The sequence below is a fragment of the Natronolimnohabitans sp. A-GB9 genome (assembly GCF_030848565.1).
GTDB lineage: Archaea > Halobacteriota > Halobacteria > Halobacteriales > Natrialbaceae > Natronolimnohabitans.
Genome location: NZ_JAVDDV010000008.1, coordinates 18,215 through 33,353, shown reverse-complemented (window position 1 = coordinate 33,353; position 15,139 = coordinate 18,215). Strand labels below are relative to the sequence as shown.

The 15,139-nt window shown below is 65.9% G+C and carries 15 protein-coding genes and 1 tRNA gene; 11 read left to right on the top strand and 5 right to left on the bottom strand.

Annotated elements, in window-relative coordinates:
- Positions 1 to 91 precede the first annotated feature (91 nt).
- From ftsZ to RBH26_RS12105, 3 genes are all read right to left on the bottom strand, one after another.
- Positions 92 to 1,315: a cell division protein FtsZ gene (gene ftsZ / locus RBH26_RS12115; RefSeq protein WP_306758567.1), complete on the bottom strand. Its 1,224-nt coding sequence runs from the start codon at positions 1,313 to 1,315 to the stop codon at positions 92 to 94.
- A 2-nt stretch (positions 1,316 to 1,317) separates the two neighbouring features.
- Positions 1,318 to 1,503, bottom strand: coding sequence for a ribbon-helix-helix domain-containing protein (locus tag RBH26_RS12110; RefSeq protein WP_306758566.1), 186 nt, complete (start codon positions 1,501 to 1,503; stop codon positions 1,318 to 1,320).
- Between the two features lie 198 nt (positions 1,504 to 1,701).
- Positions 1,702 to 2,418, bottom strand: coding sequence for a zinc ribbon domain-containing protein (locus RBH26_RS12105; protein WP_306758564.1), 717 nt, complete (start codon positions 2,416 to 2,418; stop codon positions 1,702 to 1,704).
- Positions 2,419 to 2,537: 119 nt separating this feature from the next.
- Here RBH26_RS12105 and RBH26_RS12100 point away from each other — a divergent pair.
- A tRNA-Tyr gene (locus RBH26_RS12100) sits at positions 2,538 to 2,611 on the top strand.
- A gap of 341 nt (positions 2,612 to 2,952) precedes the next feature.
- On the opposite strand, the gene RBH26_RS12095 is transcribed toward RBH26_RS12100, so the two are convergent.
- Entirely contained in the window at positions 2,953 to 6,846 is a 3,894-nt protein-coding gene (locus tag RBH26_RS12095; RefSeq protein ID WP_306758563.1) for a PAS domain S-box protein, read from the bottom strand.
- Positions 6,847 to 6,999: 153 nt separating this feature from the next.
- Entirely contained in the window at positions 7,000 to 7,206 is a 207-nt protein-coding gene (locus RBH26_RS12090; protein ID WP_306758562.1) for a hypothetical protein, read from the bottom strand.
- 224 nt (positions 7,207 to 7,430) lie between these two features.
- On the opposite strand from RBH26_RS12090, the gene RBH26_RS12085 reads away from it, so the two are divergent.
- The 10 genes from RBH26_RS12085 (at position 7,431) to RBH26_RS12040 (ending at position 15,125) form a co-directional block, all read left to right on the top strand.
- Complete coding sequence (locus tag RBH26_RS12085) at positions 7,431 to 7,625, top strand: hypothetical protein (protein ID WP_306758731.1); 195 nt, start codon at positions 7,431 to 7,433, stop codon at positions 7,623 to 7,625.
- Between the two features lie 109 nt (positions 7,626 to 7,734).
- Positions 7,735 to 8,346 carry a translation initiation factor IF-2 subunit beta gene (locus RBH26_RS12080; protein WP_306758561.1) on the top strand — a complete coding sequence of 204 codons (612 nt, stop codon included), beginning with the start codon at positions 7,735 to 7,737 and terminating at the stop codon, positions 8,344 to 8,346.
- 193 nt (positions 8,347 to 8,539) lie between these two features.
- Positions 8,540 to 9,172 carry an HAD family hydrolase gene (locus tag RBH26_RS12075; RefSeq protein WP_306758560.1) on the top strand — a complete coding sequence of 211 codons (633 nt, stop codon included), beginning with the start codon at positions 8,540 to 8,542 and terminating at the stop codon, positions 9,170 to 9,172.
- Positions 9,173 to 9,248: 76 nt separating this feature from the next.
- Positions 9,249 to 10,244, top strand: coding sequence for an adenosylcobinamide-phosphate synthase CbiB (gene cbiB, locus RBH26_RS12070; protein WP_306758559.1), 996 nt, complete (start codon positions 9,249 to 9,251; stop codon positions 10,242 to 10,244).
- Positions 10,241 to 10,999 carry an adenosylcobinamide-GDP ribazoletransferase gene (cobS, locus tag RBH26_RS12065; protein ID WP_306758558.1) on the top strand — a complete coding sequence of 253 codons (759 nt, stop codon included), beginning with the start codon at positions 10,241 to 10,243 and terminating at the stop codon, positions 10,997 to 10,999. The genes cbiB and cobS overlap by 4 nt, the downstream gene beginning before the upstream one ends.
- A complete protein-coding gene (locus RBH26_RS12060) occupies positions 10,999 to 11,619 on the top strand; it encodes an NTP transferase domain-containing protein (RefSeq protein ID WP_306758728.1) in 621 nt (206 codons plus the stop codon). The genes cobS and RBH26_RS12060 overlap by 1 nt, the downstream gene beginning before the upstream one ends.
- Positions 11,620 to 11,621: 2 nt before the next feature.
- The gene (gene cobT / locus RBH26_RS12055; protein WP_306758557.1) at positions 11,622 to 12,689 is read left to right on the top strand and encodes a nicotinate mononucleotide-dependent phosphoribosyltransferase CobT; all 1,068 of its coding nucleotides are present in this window, start codon (positions 11,622 to 11,624) and stop codon (positions 12,687 to 12,689) included.
- Positions 12,679 to 13,758, top strand: coding sequence for an aminotransferase class I/II-fold pyridoxal phosphate-dependent enzyme (locus RBH26_RS12050; protein ID WP_306758556.1), 1,080 nt, complete (start codon positions 12,679 to 12,681; stop codon positions 13,756 to 13,758). The genes cobT and RBH26_RS12050 overlap by 11 nt, the downstream gene beginning before the upstream one ends.
- Positions 13,755 to 14,543: an adenosylcobinamide amidohydrolase gene (locus tag RBH26_RS12045; protein ID WP_306758555.1), complete on the top strand. Its 789-nt coding sequence runs from the start codon at positions 13,755 to 13,757 to the stop codon at positions 14,541 to 14,543. Before RBH26_RS12050 ends, RBH26_RS12045 begins: the two co-directional genes overlap by 4 nt.
- A 159-nt stretch (positions 14,544 to 14,702) precedes the next feature.
- Positions 14,703 to 15,125, top strand: a complete 423-nt coding sequence (locus RBH26_RS12040) for a hypothetical protein (RefSeq protein ID WP_306758554.1) — start codon at positions 14,703 to 14,705, stop codon at positions 15,123 to 15,125.
- The last annotated feature ends 14 nt before the right edge of the window (positions 15,126 to 15,139 follow it).

Sequence of the window (15,139 nt, the reverse complement as noted above, 5' to 3'; positions counted from 1 at the left end):
GAAGGTGGTGTGTCGTGGACTGCTATCGTCGGTGCCGACGTCGGCGGTGGTGTGTCAGATGCCGACGTCGGCGGTGGTGTATTGTAACTGCTTACCGGATCACGTCGACGCCGTTGTGCTTTTCGACCTCTTCGCGGCCGCCGTCGCTGTGGGCTCCGTAGCCGGAACCGGTGCCGTGAGAGCTAGACGAACTCGAGGACGAGCCGACGTCCTCGACGTTGTTACTCGCATCGAAGTCGGCGTCGGTAACGTCCTCGATACTCGCACGGGATTTGTCGGCCTGCTTTTGGGTGGTGGGACCGAGCACCTGTGCGCTCTGTACTCCGGTCATGATCGCCATGACTCGGACCTTGCCCTTGTAATTCTCCTGAATGCGCGCGCCCCAGATGACGTTCGCGGAGGCCTCGAGACGCTCCGTGATGTTGTCCGCGATTCCCTCTGCCTCTTTCAGCGTCAGGTCGGGACCGCCGGTGATGTGGACCAGCCCGCCGGAGGCGCCGCGGTAGTCGACGTCCAGGAGCGGATGGTTCATCGCGTCCTTGACGACCTCGTCGGTTTTGTTCTTGTCCTGGGTCTCGCCGACCAGCATCACGGCGACGCCGCCCTGATTCATGATCGTCGACATGTCGGCGTAGTCCAGGTTGATCAGCGAGGGCTGGGTAATCGTCTCCGAGATTCCCTTGACGGTCTCGGCGATGATCTGGTCCATCACCGAGAACGCCTTGCCGATCGGGAGGTTCGGGACGTAGTCGAGCAGCCGGTTGTTGTCGAGGACGATGATCGAGTCGGCCTGCTCGCGCAGTTTCTCGAGCCCTTCCTCGGCCTTGACGGTACGTGCGCGCTCGACGTTAAAGGGCGTCGAGACCATGCCAACGACGATCGCGCCCTGTTCTTTGGCGATCTTCGAGACGACGGGGGCGGCACCGGTACCGGTCCCGCCACCCATGCCTGCGGTCACGAACACGAGGTCCGCCTCACCGAGGACCTCCTTGATCGTACTCTGGGCCATCTCGGTTGCGCGTTCGCCCATCGAAGGATCGCCGCCAGCACCGAGACCGTTGGTCAGCGACTTGCCGACCAGGATCTTCGTGTCGGCCTCGATCATCTTGAGGTGCTGTTTGTCCGTGTTGATGGCGATCGTGTCTGCGCCGTCGACGCCGATGTTGTACAGGCGGTTGATCGTGTTGTTACCCGCACCGCCACAGCCGACGATGACGATCCGCGGATCGCCGAACTCGTCGCCGTCCATGTCGGCGTCCATCTCCCGGGCTTCCTGTTCGGCGTTCTCGAGGGCGTCTTGTACGATATCCTGCATCGTTACACCTTGGCCCAGGTTCGTTTACCGGACTGCTCGTTTGGTCCGTCGTTCTGTTGCTGCTCGTTGATCATCTCTCGAACGGCCGACCGGATGGCTTCGCTCCGGTTCGGGAACTCGCCGGAGTCGACGAGCTGTTCGACCTCCTCGATCTGCTGTTTCGGGATTCGCAGTGTCACACGCTCCATGGTTGTATTCCCCGTTGGGTAAGACGGTGGCGCGCCCCTGTCAGACGCGACGTGTCTTACACCGGAACCGCCCGACATCGGGCGTTTTTCGGTATTCGCCGTCCGCTGTAAGACGACCGTCTTACGCGAATAAGTGGAAGACTTGCATTCACAATAAAGCTTTCGTCGGACACGACTTTCTGTGTCTTACACTAGTCGTTATGTAGGACGATCGGAACCGAGGACGTCCGCCGAAGGTGTCCGACGCCCACAGCCGGGACAGAACGACCAGTCCGAGCGAACCTCGTCGCCACACTCACAGAACAGCCGTCGAGAGACCTTCCCGCCGCAGTTCGGGCAATAGACGTGATCGTCAGACACCGACTCACCACACTGGCCACACTGGGTCCGTCCGTCGTCGGACGGCCCTGTCTCGTCCGCCGTCGTCTCGGTTCGGGCTGTCTTACGCTCGTCGTGGTCCGACTGCCGACGGTCTCGCCGGTGTGACTCGCTTCCGTCGTTCCCGGTGTGCCCGCGAGAGTTGTCGCGTTTGCGACGCTCGTGTCGATCCGATCGTGGTTCGCGGTCCCGCGTGCGATCGTCGACGCGCCGGCGGTCCCGAGTTTGGTCTCCCTCGAGCGAGACCGTAACCGTCACCTCGTCCGTATTACGCGGCCGGGGCTCCCGTCGGGACTCGAGATCGAGGTCACGAAGTCGTCGTTCGAGCAGCTCGTCGACGCGGTCGCGGATCAGGTCGTCGATGGCACCCGATCGAGTCGTGTCCGTCCGCTCACGCTCCACGCTCCGCTCTCGAGGCTCGCTGTCGGCGCCGAGATACGACCGCAGCGCCTCACGCATCGCCTCGCTTTTCGAGATCTCGAGGGCCTCGAGTTGCTCGACGAGGTCGTCGTCGGCGCGGAACGTGATCTTGCTCATCGCCGCTATAGTGGAGGAATTGATAGTCCAGATATATTAATCTTCACTGTCAGCTATCCAAGAATCTGACTGCGAATGATAACCCTTATATTATCCAGGCCGGCTATGTTGAGATGCGACCGCCCTTAGCTCAGACTGGTAGAGCAGTCGACTGTAGATCGACTTGTCCCCCGTTCAAATCGGGGAGGGCGGACTTCTCTTCGAGCTAATTCGTAGTCGACTGTAGATCGACTTGTTCCCCGTCCCCGTGAGCAGAGCGAACGAGGGCTCGGAAGTCACAGCGCCGAGCGAAGCGAGGCGATCGTCTTACGGCGTTCGAAGTGGGAAGAGCGGACTGCAGTCTTGCGTTTCTCTCGGAATAGATCGTCTGTCTCGTCTCCGTACCGACGGCTGTCTTACGCCGTCGCTCGAGTGCATACGCCTCGAGTCACGCTGTCGAACTAGTACCGTCCCCAGCGTCGAGTGATGCGTACACACAGCCGACCGCTATCGGTTGTACCCATCACTGCAGGCTGGGGACGCCACTAGAACCGGTCACTCCTCGACAGCTGGTAGCGTTACCGAGAACGTCGATCCCTCTCCTGGGGTCGAATCGACGCGGATCTCGCCGCCGTGGCGTTCGACGATCCGTTCACACAGCGCCAGCCCGATCCCGGTTCCTTCGCGCTCGTCGTGGCTGTACAGTCGATTGAACACTTCGAAGATACGCTCCTGATCGTCGGGGTCGATCCCGACCCCCTGATCGCTGACCGAGACGATCCACTCGTCGCCGTCACGTTCAGCGTCGACCCGAACCCGTGGCGGGTCGTCGCCGCTGTACTCGAGTGCGTTGTCGAGCAGGTTCTGGAACACCTGACGCAACTGGCTGGCGTCGCCTGAGACACACGGGAGGTCGTCGACCGTAATCTCGGCGTCGGTCTCCTCGATTTTGACCTGGAGATCCGCGAGGACGCCGTCGACGAGCGTCTCGAGGTCGATCGGCTCGAGTGGATCGCCACGGGTTTCGATCCTGGAGTAGGCGAGCAGGCCGTCGATCATCTCGCGCATCCGCTCGGCGCCGTCGACGGCGTACGCGAGGAACTCCTCGCCGTCCTCGTCGAGTGCGTCGTCGTACCGTTTCTCGAGCAGTTGGAGGTAGCTCGAGACCATCCGCAACGGCTCCTGGAGGTCGTGGGAGGCCGCGTAGGCGAACTGCTCTAAGCGTTCGTTCGACTCCTCGAGTTTGCGTCGGTACTCCCGGCGTTCGGTGATGTCAGTCAGCGTTACGACCGCGCGACGGACGCTTCCGTTCTCGTCGCGGACCGGCATTCCGTGTTCCATGATGATTCGCTGCCTGCCGTCGAACGTCTCGATCTCGTAGACGTTTGGGTCGGTAACGGCCTCGCCGTCGAGTACTGCTGCCATCGTCCACTCCTCGGGGGCGACCGGCTCGCCGGTGTCGGCCCATCGTGCGGTGTACTGCTCGTAGTCGGCGACTGAATCGGCGTCGAAGACGTCACCGCCCCAAATTTCCCTGGCGACGTCGTTCGCTCGACGAATCGATCCGTCCTCGTTCGCGACGACGACGCCGACGGGTAAGACGTCAAACAGCGTCTCGAGTTCCTCCGTCGTCTGTTGCAGTTGCCGTTCGGCCCGTTTTCGGTCCGTGATGTCGACGACCGTTCCGGGGAAGGTGATCGGCGTTCCGGTCTCGTCGCAGTCGACGGTACCGCGAGCGAGGACCCACCGAAGATTGCCGTCAGCATCGCGGACCCGATACTCCTCTTCGTACTCGCCACAGCGCTCCAGTGCGTCGTCGATCTCCGCCGCGACGCGCTCGCGGTCGTCTTCGTGGACCGAGGTAACGAACTGTTCGAGCGAAACGCCCTCCCGGGCCGCGTCCGGCTCGACGCCGAACGTCTCGGCGAACGTCTCGCCGGCGATGAACCGGTCGTCGGGAACGTGCCACTCCCAGGTGCCGACGGCACCGGCCGCAATCGCGGCCTCGAGTTGGGATTTGGCCTCCTGTAGCTCTCGTTCGGCCTCGCGTCGGTCGGTGACGTCGTCGGCGATGCCGACGATCCGGTAGATCTCCCCGTCGTCGTCACGGATCGGGACGGCCCGATCGTGGACCCAGCGAACCGACCCGTCCGGACGGACGATACGGTACTTTTCGTCGTATTCGCCGCGTCGCTGGTCGGGAAGCGCCGTCGCGACGCGCTCGCGGTCTTCGGGGTGGATCGCCTCGAGGAACGACGTCGGGTCCTCGTACAGCGACTCGCGGCTTCGGCCCCAGATTTCCTCGTAGCCGGCGTTGACGTAGACCATCTCGTCTTTGTCGGTATCGCTCATCCAGAGGACCTGGTCTAGGTTCTCGGCGACCTGCCTGAACGTCTCCGTGCGCTCGTGGAGTGCTTGTTCGATCTCCTTGCGCTCGGTGACATCACGGAAGTACACCGAGACACCGCTCTCGGAGGGATAGATCGTCGCTTCGATCCAGCACTCGAGTAATTCCGAATAGTGTTCCAGCTGTGTCGGTTCCTGTCGTTCCATCGCCGCGTCGATGGTTTCCCGTACCCGTTCGATCTCGTCGGTCTCCTGGAACGCCTCTCCGAGACGTTGCCCTCGGAGCTCGGCCTCGTCGACGGCGAACAGCGACGCCGCCCGCTCGTTGAGGTAGGTGAACCGATACCCGTCGTCGAGGGCGTACACGGCGTCGGAGATCCGGCCGAACACCTCCTGCAGTTCGCTCTCGAGTTTTCGTTCGCGTTCTTTGAGTTCGGTCACGTCTTCGCCGGTCGTGACGACCCGCTCGACGGCGCCGTCCTCGTCGGTGATCGGAACGGCGTTGACCGATAGCCACCGTCGTTCCCCCGACGGCAGTTCGACCTGTACCACTCGATCGAACACCCGCTCCCCGCTCTCGAGTGCCGTCGCGAACGGATGGTCGTCGACGGAGAGCCGGTTCCCGCTCGCGTCGTATGTCGGCCTGTCCGACGGCGCGTACGTTTCGGGGTCCTCGATCTCGAGCAGGTCTCTCGCTCGGTCGTTCATCCGTACGACGTTACCATCGACGTCTAACACGAACGTCCCGACGGGCGTCGCATCGAGGATTCGGTCAGTGAGATCGCGTTCGCGCGCGAGCCGTCGCTCGTGGTGGATGCGGTCGATAGTCGCCTCCAGACTCGAGGCGGCGACCTCCGCGAGCATCAGATCGGTGTCGTCGAACTCGTCCTGTCGTTCGGAGCCGACGATGACGACGCCGTACTCGCCGATCGGGAGGACGATCTCGTTTCTGGCTGGCGTCTCTGCGTTGTAGACGTCCGGTGCGGTGGAGACGTCGTCGTAGACCGCGGGCTCGCCGGTTTCGAAGACCCGCCAGGCGACGCCCTCGCCGGCCGCAAACGTCGGCAGCTCGTCGAAGAGGGCCTCGGCTCGCTCGCTCCAGCTCACCGGCCGGAGTTCGTCGCTCGCCGGCTCGTGGAAGAAGATCCCGTTGATCTCCATGTTCAGAACGGTTCGGAGGTGGTCCGAGGCCCGTTCGGCGACCGCCTCGCGTGAGGATTCCTCGAGCCACTCGCCGACGGCCTCGTTCAGTCGTCGCAGCTGCGTCGTGCGTCGGCGCTGTTCGGTAATATCGTAGTAGAGCTCGACCCGGCCACCGGCGTACCGTCCCGACTCGATGGGTTTGCTCCGGTGTTCGAGCCACCGTTCGGTCCGACCATCGTCGGGCGTAACTCGACACTCGAACTGTTCGACGTACGTGTTATCGTCGTAGGCCGCGAGCACCGTTTCGGCGAAGCGCTCGCCCTCGGCGACGCGATTTCGGATCGTCTCCTCGATCACCGCCCGCTTGTCACGTCCAACGACGTCGTCACGGTCGATTCCGAAGTACTCCGCGGCGGTCTCGTCGACCCAGGCGATGTCGAACGCGTCGTCCAGAACGAAGACGCCCACATCGGCTTCGTCGAGGACGGTCGTGACCGGTTCGGGTGACTCCAATGCCAGTCGGTCGTCGTCGCGGTTGTCCTGTCCGTCGTCCGAAACGTCGCGCGTGACGCCGACAGTACCCTGGAACTCCCCATCGTCGACCAGTAACGTCCCGCGGAGTTCGACAGGGAGTCGCTCGTCCGTCGCCGTTTGGAGGTTGACGACGAGTTCGAAGGCGTCGTCGTGATCGCTCGAGCGACGGGCTTCGATCTCACGCTCGATACGTTTGACGTCGCTCGCTTCGAAGAGCACGGAGGCGTGGTCGCCGATGACCTGCTCTCGAGAGTAGCCCGTTGCCTCGAGCAGTCCGTCGTTGACCGCGACGAACCGGCCGTCGGCGTCGAGCTGATACAGACCATCGTCGATCGCGTTCACGAGCGTCTGATACCGCTCGAGAGCCCTGCCTTCGTCGGAGTCGGCCCAGAAGCTCCCGTCGGTGGCTCCCGCCCGTTCGCTCATATACTCGCTAGTAAGCGCCGGCTCTGAAAAGTTCCGCGCACCCGATCTGCGGTGGCGTTGTGATCGATAGCGTCATACGGTCTGCTGTCGTCACGTCCAGCCGATCGCCGACCCAGCCTGGCAATCGGCGCGAGATCGGAACAGCAGTCCGTCTCAGTCGTCCTCGAACGCGAGCTCCGAACCGACGCCGTCGACGGGCGAAAACGCCGTGCTTCCACACTCACAGCCGTCGCGTCGACCGATCGGCCGGAAATCGCCCTCGTCGATCTCGAGGGCCGCATACAGCGATCCACACTCGTCACAGACGGCGACCGTTCGTCGTTTCGCGTCGGTCTCGTCGCGTTCCTCGCCGTCGCCCATTTGAGGGAGGCTTCGAGGCGTCGTACAAATACGCACGCCGACGACGCGCGTGACAACAGTGCTGTTGTGACTACTGTAACAACGATGGAGTCGTGACGGCGGTCGCCGGGACGGGTACGAATACTGTCGGACGACACGGTTCGTATGTGTACTCGAGTGCGAGACGTCCGGACACGGCGAGCGCCGGCCGGTCGCTTTTCATCCGGCCGACGATATCACCGCCCATGAGCGACGACGGCCCGAATCGCGACCGCGTACAGGACCGTGCCGAACGACGGAAGGCAGAGCGGGCCGAGACGACCGAGTCGATTCTCGACGACGTCGAGCGCCATCTCGGCGACGTCGAGTATCCGATCACCGGCGAAGCTGGCAGTCCGAACGAAGGATCACTCGACGAGAGCGGAAGCGACACCCTATAGGCATCTCGAGCCGCCGTTCCCGGCGGTAGACGGCCCGCGACGGACCTCGACGCCGCCCCCCGATCGTGATAGCAGAACGGATTTACGTCCTGGATCCCTGTTTTCGTGTATGGATTACGAAGCGAATCTCGACCGGGCGATGGAGGACGTCCCGGATATCGGCGGCGACGAACAGCGACTGCAGATTCCCGACGCCGAGCCCCAGAAGGACGGCGCGTTTACGCGGTTTACGAACCTCGGCGAGATCGCCGACGTCCTCTCGCGCGAGGACGAACACCTCCACCGATTCATCCAGCGAGAACTGGGAACCAGCGGCAAGCTCGAGGAGGGCCGTGCCCGATACAACGGGACGTTCTCCCAGAAGGACCTCGACGCGGCCATCGACGCCTACGTCGACGAGTACGTCCTCTGTTCGGAGTGTGGCCTGCCGGACACCCGCCTCGTCCGAGAGGACCGGACCCCGATGTTGCGCTGTGACGCCTGTGGTGCGTTCCGGCCCGTGACCAAACGCTCGACGGCGAGCCAGCAACAACAACAGCAAGAAGCCGTCGAGGAAGGCGAGACCTACACCGTCGAGATCACCGGCACCGGCCGCAAAGGCGACGGTGTCGCCGAGAAAGGCGAGTACACGATCTTCGTCCCCGGTGCCGAGGAAGGCGACGTCGTCGACATCTACATCAAGAACATCTCCGGCAACCTCGCGTTCGCGCGACTCGAGTAGCGTAGCGACGTCCGTATCGAATCGGGACGCTTGTTCTCTCGAACGTCGAATCGACGACTGTCGTCGTACGGTCTGCTGTCGTCACGTCTCGCCGCTTGCCGACCTCGTGTGGCGATCGGCGGGACAGCAGTCCGTATCAGCGTCGGCCATCGATGTCGATTCATTAAAGATAGCTTGTGCTAGTCACACGTCCGTGGGAGTATCGTTCGATCTCTTCGGGACGCTCGTGACCGCCGATAGACCGTCCGATCCGGCCGCAGCCGTTGCTGTGGAACTCGAAAAGCGGGACGTCGACGTCCCCACAGACTGGGCCGACGCCTACACCGAGGTCCACGTCGACGCCCCCGACGGCGCCGAGGTACCGCTTCCGGCACACGTCTCGCGTGCGCTCGCGAGCCGCGGCGTCGACGTCGAGCACAACGCCGCTCGGCGGGCGGTCGTCGCGGCTTTCGATCCGACAGTCGAGACCAGACCGGGCGCCGTCGAGGCGGTCGCGGCCGCACGCGAACGCGGACCGATCGCGATCTGTTCGAACTGCAGCGTGCCCGAACTGGTCGGTCGCACGCTCGTTCGGTCGGCGTTCGACCGTGACGACTTCGACGCCGTCGTCACGAGCGTCGGCTGTGGCTGGCGCAAGCCCGCCGCCGAAATCTTCGACCTCACCGCCAAGCGACTCGAGACCGACCCCGCCGACCTGATCCACGTCGGTGACGATCCGGCCACTGACGGCGGCGTCGAGGGCGTCGGCGGAACCGCCGTCTTGCTCGAGGACTGCCCGCTCGAGGGGGTTCCGGAGCGTCTGGCGGACGTGATGGCGGAGAGATGACCGCGGACGCGGCCATCGAACGGGTGCCCGGGCCAGCGACCGAGACGAATCTCGTGGCGGTCATGGGGGACCAACCGTGGTACTGACGACGATCGCACTGCTCGGCCTGGCCTTCGGTCTCGATCTGCTGATCGGCGAGCCGCCGAACGCTTTCCACCCGGTCGCGTGGTTCGGTCGTCTCGTCGGCGCGCTCGATCGAGAGTGGGCCGAAAGCGAACGCGGACAGCGACTGGCCGGCGTCGGGATCGCGCTGGTCGCGCCGCTTCTGCCGGCGGTGGCGGCAGCTGTCGTCGTCATCCTGGCGATCGAACTCTCGACTGCCATCGGCGCCGTCGTCGCCGGTCTGGTCCTCTTTCTGACGATCAGTCTGCGCTCGCTGCTCGAGCTCACGGACGGGGTCGTCGCCGCGACGGGGATCGACGAACCGGACGGTCCCGACGACCTCGAGACGGCCCGCGAGCGGGTCCGCGGTCTCGTCGGTCGCGACACCACAGCCCTCTCGCCGGCGGAGCTCCGCAGTGCGGCCGTCGAGAGCGCCGGCGAGAACCTCGCGGACGGCCTCGTCGCGACGCTGTTGCCCTTCGCCGTGCTCGCGCCGCTTTCACTGCCGCTGGCTGCGGCCGCTGCGGCGTGGGTCAAAGGCGTCAACACGCTGGATTCGATGCTGGGATACCCCTCGAAACCCCACGGCACTGCAAGCGCGCGACTCGACGATCTCGTGATGTGGCTTCCGGCCAGGATCGCGGCGGTCGCAATCGCCGTCGCCGGCGCCGATCCGCTCGCGCTCGCCCGTGCTCGCGAGTGGGCACGCGATCCACCATCACCCAACTCCGGGTGGCCGATGGCGACGCTCGCTTGCGTGCTCTCGATCCGCCTCGTGAAGGTCGACGTCTACGACTTGAACCCCGAGGCCGACCTGCCGACGCTCGAGGACGGCGAACGCGCGATCCCTGTCGTCGGCCTGGCTGCCGTCGTCACGGTCGTCGTCGCGGTCGCACTGGCTGCCGTCAGCGGCGCGTACGGACCGGCATTCGAGGACGCGACGTGGATCGTTGCGGGGGTGAGCCCGTGACCTCCCGCTGGCTCGCCGCCGTCCGCGGCGCGGTCGGATTCCTGACGCGATTGCCCGTCGGCTACCGCGACGGCGACTGGGCGGCGTTTCGCTCGCGGCCGGCGACGTTTCCGCTAGTCGGCCTCCTCGCGGGCGCGATCGCTTCGATTCCGCTGTTGGCTGCCGGGACGCTACCGGCGCCGACCGTCGGCTTCGGCTACCTGCTCGCGGTCTATGCCGTGATGGGGATCCACCACCTAGACGGCGTCGCGGACCTGGGTGACGCTCTCGTCGTCCACGGCGATGCCGAGCGCCGCCGTGAGGTGTTGAAGGACACGACGACTGGCGTCGGCGCGGTCCTCGCCGTCGCCGTCACCGTCGCGGGGCTTGCACTGGCTGGACTCGCACTCGCCGGACTGCCGGCTGTCACGGCCGTTTCGGTCGCGATCGCGGCCGAGGTCGGAACGAAACTCGGGATGGCCGCCATGGCCTGTTTCGGCCGGGCATCCCACGAGGGGATGGGACGGCAGTTCACCGAGGCCGCGACGCCTGGCGCGTTCGTCGTCCCGGCCGGGATCGTCCTCGCGGTTGCGGCGTTGATCTGGCCTCACCCGGCTGCGATCGCCGTCACCGGCGCCGTCGCCGGAATCGGCCTCCCCTGGTACTGGGCCGACCGCGCGCTCGGCGGTCTCAACGGCGACGTCTTCGGCGCGGCAAACGAAATCGGACGCATCGCCGGCGTCCACGCGGGGGTGATCGCGTGGACGCTGTTGTGATGTGTGGCGGCCTGGGCACTCGCCTCGAGAGTCCACACGAGAAGCCGCTCCATCCGATCGACGGCGTCCCGATGGTCGACCGCGTGCTCGCGGGACTGACCGACAGCCGCGTCGCGACGATCTACGCCGCGGTCTCGCCGAACGCCCCCGAGACGCGGGCTCACCTCGAGTCGATCGCCGCGGACCGATCGCGCGTGCGGACGATCGAGACCGCCGGCGAGGGCTACGTGGCCGACCTTCTCGGGATACTCGAACGACCTGCAATCGAGACGCCGGTGCTGACCGTCGCCGCGGATCTACCGCTGCTCGAGGGGCCTGCTGTCGACCGAATTCTCGCAGCCCACGGCGACCGCGACGCCTCACGAACCGTCTGTGTCCCAGTCGCGCTCAAACGCCGGCTGGGTGTGAGCGTCGACGCGACGCTCGAGCCCGACACTCATCTCGCGCCGACCGGGGTCAACGTGGTCGGCGACGCCGACGAATCCGAATCCATGACACACCTGAGCTACGATCCACGACTCGCGATCAACGTGAACCGACGCGAAGACGCCCGTGTTGCAGCGACCGAACTGCAACGATCGACGCCGGATGCGACCGAACGCTCCGGGGAGAGTCGATAGCTATGCACGTGATTCTTCCCGCCGGAACGACGGAGACGGCGCTGATAGACGGCATCAGCGCTGCCGGCGCAGCCCCGGCGCTGATGGAACACACGCCCTCGGCCGACGTCGAGATTCTCGAATACGGCGAGCCGACGATCGCACCCGTCACGCCGGTGAGTCCAACCGGCTGTCCGACACCGGCTGCGGTGACACGGGCCGCCCGCGAGGAGATCGGCTTCGGCCTCTCGGTCGTCGACGCCGGCCTCGCACAGCCTACCGGCGCGCCGACCGTCGACCTCGGCGTCGAGCCGGGTGCCGACGTGCGCGAACCTGTCGCCGTCCCGGAGGCCGAGGCGGTCTTCGACCGCGCTCACGCCTTCGGCGCGAGTCTGCCGGACGACGAGGTACTGATCGGCGAGACGATCCCCGGCGGTACGACGACGGCACTCGGCGTGCTGACCGCGCTCGGCGAGCCGGCCGGCGTCTCCTCGTCGCTCCCGCAAAATCCGATCGAGCGCAAGCGACGGGTCGTCGACGAGGCCCTCGCCGCGAGCGACCTCGAGCCCGGCGGCTGTACGGATCGTCCGCTCGAGGCGATCCGTGCCGTCGGCGACCCCGTCCAGGCGACCGTCTCCGGGATCGCTGCCGGCGCGCTCGAGGCCGGAATCGACGTCACCCTCGCGGGCGGCACCCAGATGGTTGCCGTCGCGGCCGTGCTCCGCCACGCCGACGTGGACGATCCACTGTCGATCGCGACCACGTCGTTCGTCGCCGACGAACAGGGCGAGCAACTCGGCGAGGTGTGCTACCGGTTGAACTGCGATCTCACGGTGACGGATCCCGGCTTCGACGAACGCGACCACGTCGCCGCGGAGCGCTACTGTGCCGGTGAGGCGAAAGAGGGCGTCGGGATGGGCGGTGCGCTCTCCGTGGTTCCCGACGACCGGATGACCGACGTCGTCGATCGGTTCGAAGCGGTGTGTGACCGACTCGGAATTGACGCCGAAACCGGAGCCGACACCGAAGCGGCGACGCCGCCTTCGGAGTCGAACACGGCCACTGCGCCGGAGGGGGACCGTGAACCCTGATGCGGTACGTGCCGGCAAACGGGTCCCCCACGGCGGCGAGACCGACCGGGACGTCCTCGACTTCTCGGCCAACACCACCCCGTCCGTACCCGACGGCGTCGACGCGGTGTACGAGGATGCACTCGAGGCCGCCCGCCGGTATCCCGACGACGAGTATCCCGAATTCCGGGCCGCAGCGGGCGAGTTCGTCGGCTGCGATCCCGATCGAGTGATCCCGACCCCTGGCGGGTTGGCCGCGATTCGGCTGGCGATGGAGATCACGCTCGAGTCCGGCGACGAGGCGTTGGTTCCCGTCCCGAGTTTCGGCGAGTACGCCCGCGAAGTGGAGTTACAGGGAGCATCGCCGCGATTCGTCTCTCACGACGAGATACTTACAGCGGACGACGACGACCTCGAGTCCTGTGCGCTCGCGGTCGTCTGTACGCCGAACAATCCGACGGGCGAGGCGGCCGACCCCGACGAACTGGCGGCCTTCGCGGATCGCTGTGCGGACGCCGACACGACGCTGCTGGTCGACGAGGCGTTTCTCGGCTTCACCGACTTGCCGTCGGCCACACGCCTCGAGGCCGCGAACGTGATCGTCGCCCGGTCGCTGACCAAACTGTTCGGTCTGCCGGGGCTACGCGCCGGGTTCGCCGTCGCGACCGGCGACCGACGGGACGCCCTCGAGACGGCCCGCCGGGCGTGGTCGCTCGGCACGCCGGCCGCGCGGGTCGGCGCGTACTGCCTGCGTCAGGACGCGTTCGTCCGCGAAACGCGCGATCGCGTCGCCCGCGAACGCGAGCGACTGCGTGACCGTCTCGACGAACGCTTCGACGTCGCCCCGTCGGATGCTCCGTATCTGCTGTGTGACGTCGGCGACCGATCCGTCGACGACGTCGTTGCGACGGCTCGCGCCGATGGTGTTGCGATCCGGGACGCGACGACGTTCCGCGGGCTCGATTCACACATCCGCGTCGCCGTCAAGGACCGCGTGGCGAACGACCGACTGCTCGCGGCGCTCGGCGTGTCCGAGAACGACGGAAGCGACGCCGAAACTGACGGCCACGGTACCGCTACTCGAGAATGACCGACGACGAACGAGCGGCCGAGACGACTGACGCGGTCGCCTACGACGCCGTCCGGCGTGACGGCGTGCTCCGCGTCCGGCGGCCGGAAACCGAGTGGCTCTCAACGGGCTGGAACGGCGGCCGTCGGACCGCCGATTGTGCGTACAACGTTTCCGTTCCCGAGGGGTGGGACCGGACCGACCTCGGCGCGTACGTCGACGAACGCCTCGAGCGCGCCGGGTTCGTCGCTGACGACCGCGACGTCGAGGGCCCAGCGCTGCTTACCGGCGTCGAGCAGGTCGACGCCCGCGGCGCACAGTACGGTTCCGTGACGGCCTACGCGACGGCCGGGATCTCGAACCCGGCCGCCTTACCGATGGAGCCATCCGGCGACCCGACGGCTCCCGACCGCGAGACCGTCGATACGCCGCCGGGACACGGGACGGTCAACGTCATCGTCGGAACGACGCGGGCGCTCGAGCCCGGCGCGCTGGCAAATCTGGTCGCCGTCGCCGCAGAGGCAAAAGCCACGACGCTGCTCTCCGAAAGCGGGTTTCCGGGGACGACGACGGACGCGATCGTCGCCGGCCACGATCCGACCGGCGAACGGACCGTCTTCTCCGGCAGCGGGACCGACGTGGGCGCGGCGACGCGGGCCTGCGTCCGAGAGGCCGTACGGGCGGCGCTTCGTGCCCACTACGACGACCGGGAAGAGACCGTGCCCGAATCGGCGACGGAGGCGGTCTATGGCGTCTCGACTGACGTCAGAGCGGACGTCTTCCGCCCGCCGCTCGAGGAACGGTAGCTGGCCGATACGAACTACTGTACACGGTCTGCTGTCCGTCAGTGTCGGCGCGACCGCGACCATTCGGCGGTCGCGTCTGTAATCGGACAGCGGTTCGTGTATCCGTCCGAAAGTCGATCGATGTACACCTTTTACCCGTCTCGAGCCGAACCGCAGACGATGGCTGGGGAGGAAGAGAACGACCCGACAGTGATCCGATCGCTCGCGCTCTCGCCGGAGGACGTCGTGAACGCGTACGCATACACCCAGGAGAACCCGGGTGAGGCCGTCCTGCGGGTAACGCCGCCGTTTCACGGCCGGATGCGGGCACGCATTCACGTTTACCACCGCGACGACACCGAACTAACCGGCGCCGTCCACGTTCCGCCAAGCGACGTCCTCGAGGGAGACGTCGTCGCGGACTATCCGGACTTCGAGGACGAACTCGAGGTGGCGACGCCCGAGGAGACCGAGCGGATCCGCAAGCGCCACGCCGAGGCCGTCGAGACGTGGCAGGAACGGGCGCGTGAAGCGGTCGTCGACGCGGTCACGATCGAAACCGACGCCGGACCTCACCTCGTCGAGATCAAACGGGTGGGCTGACTGACGTTTCGAAC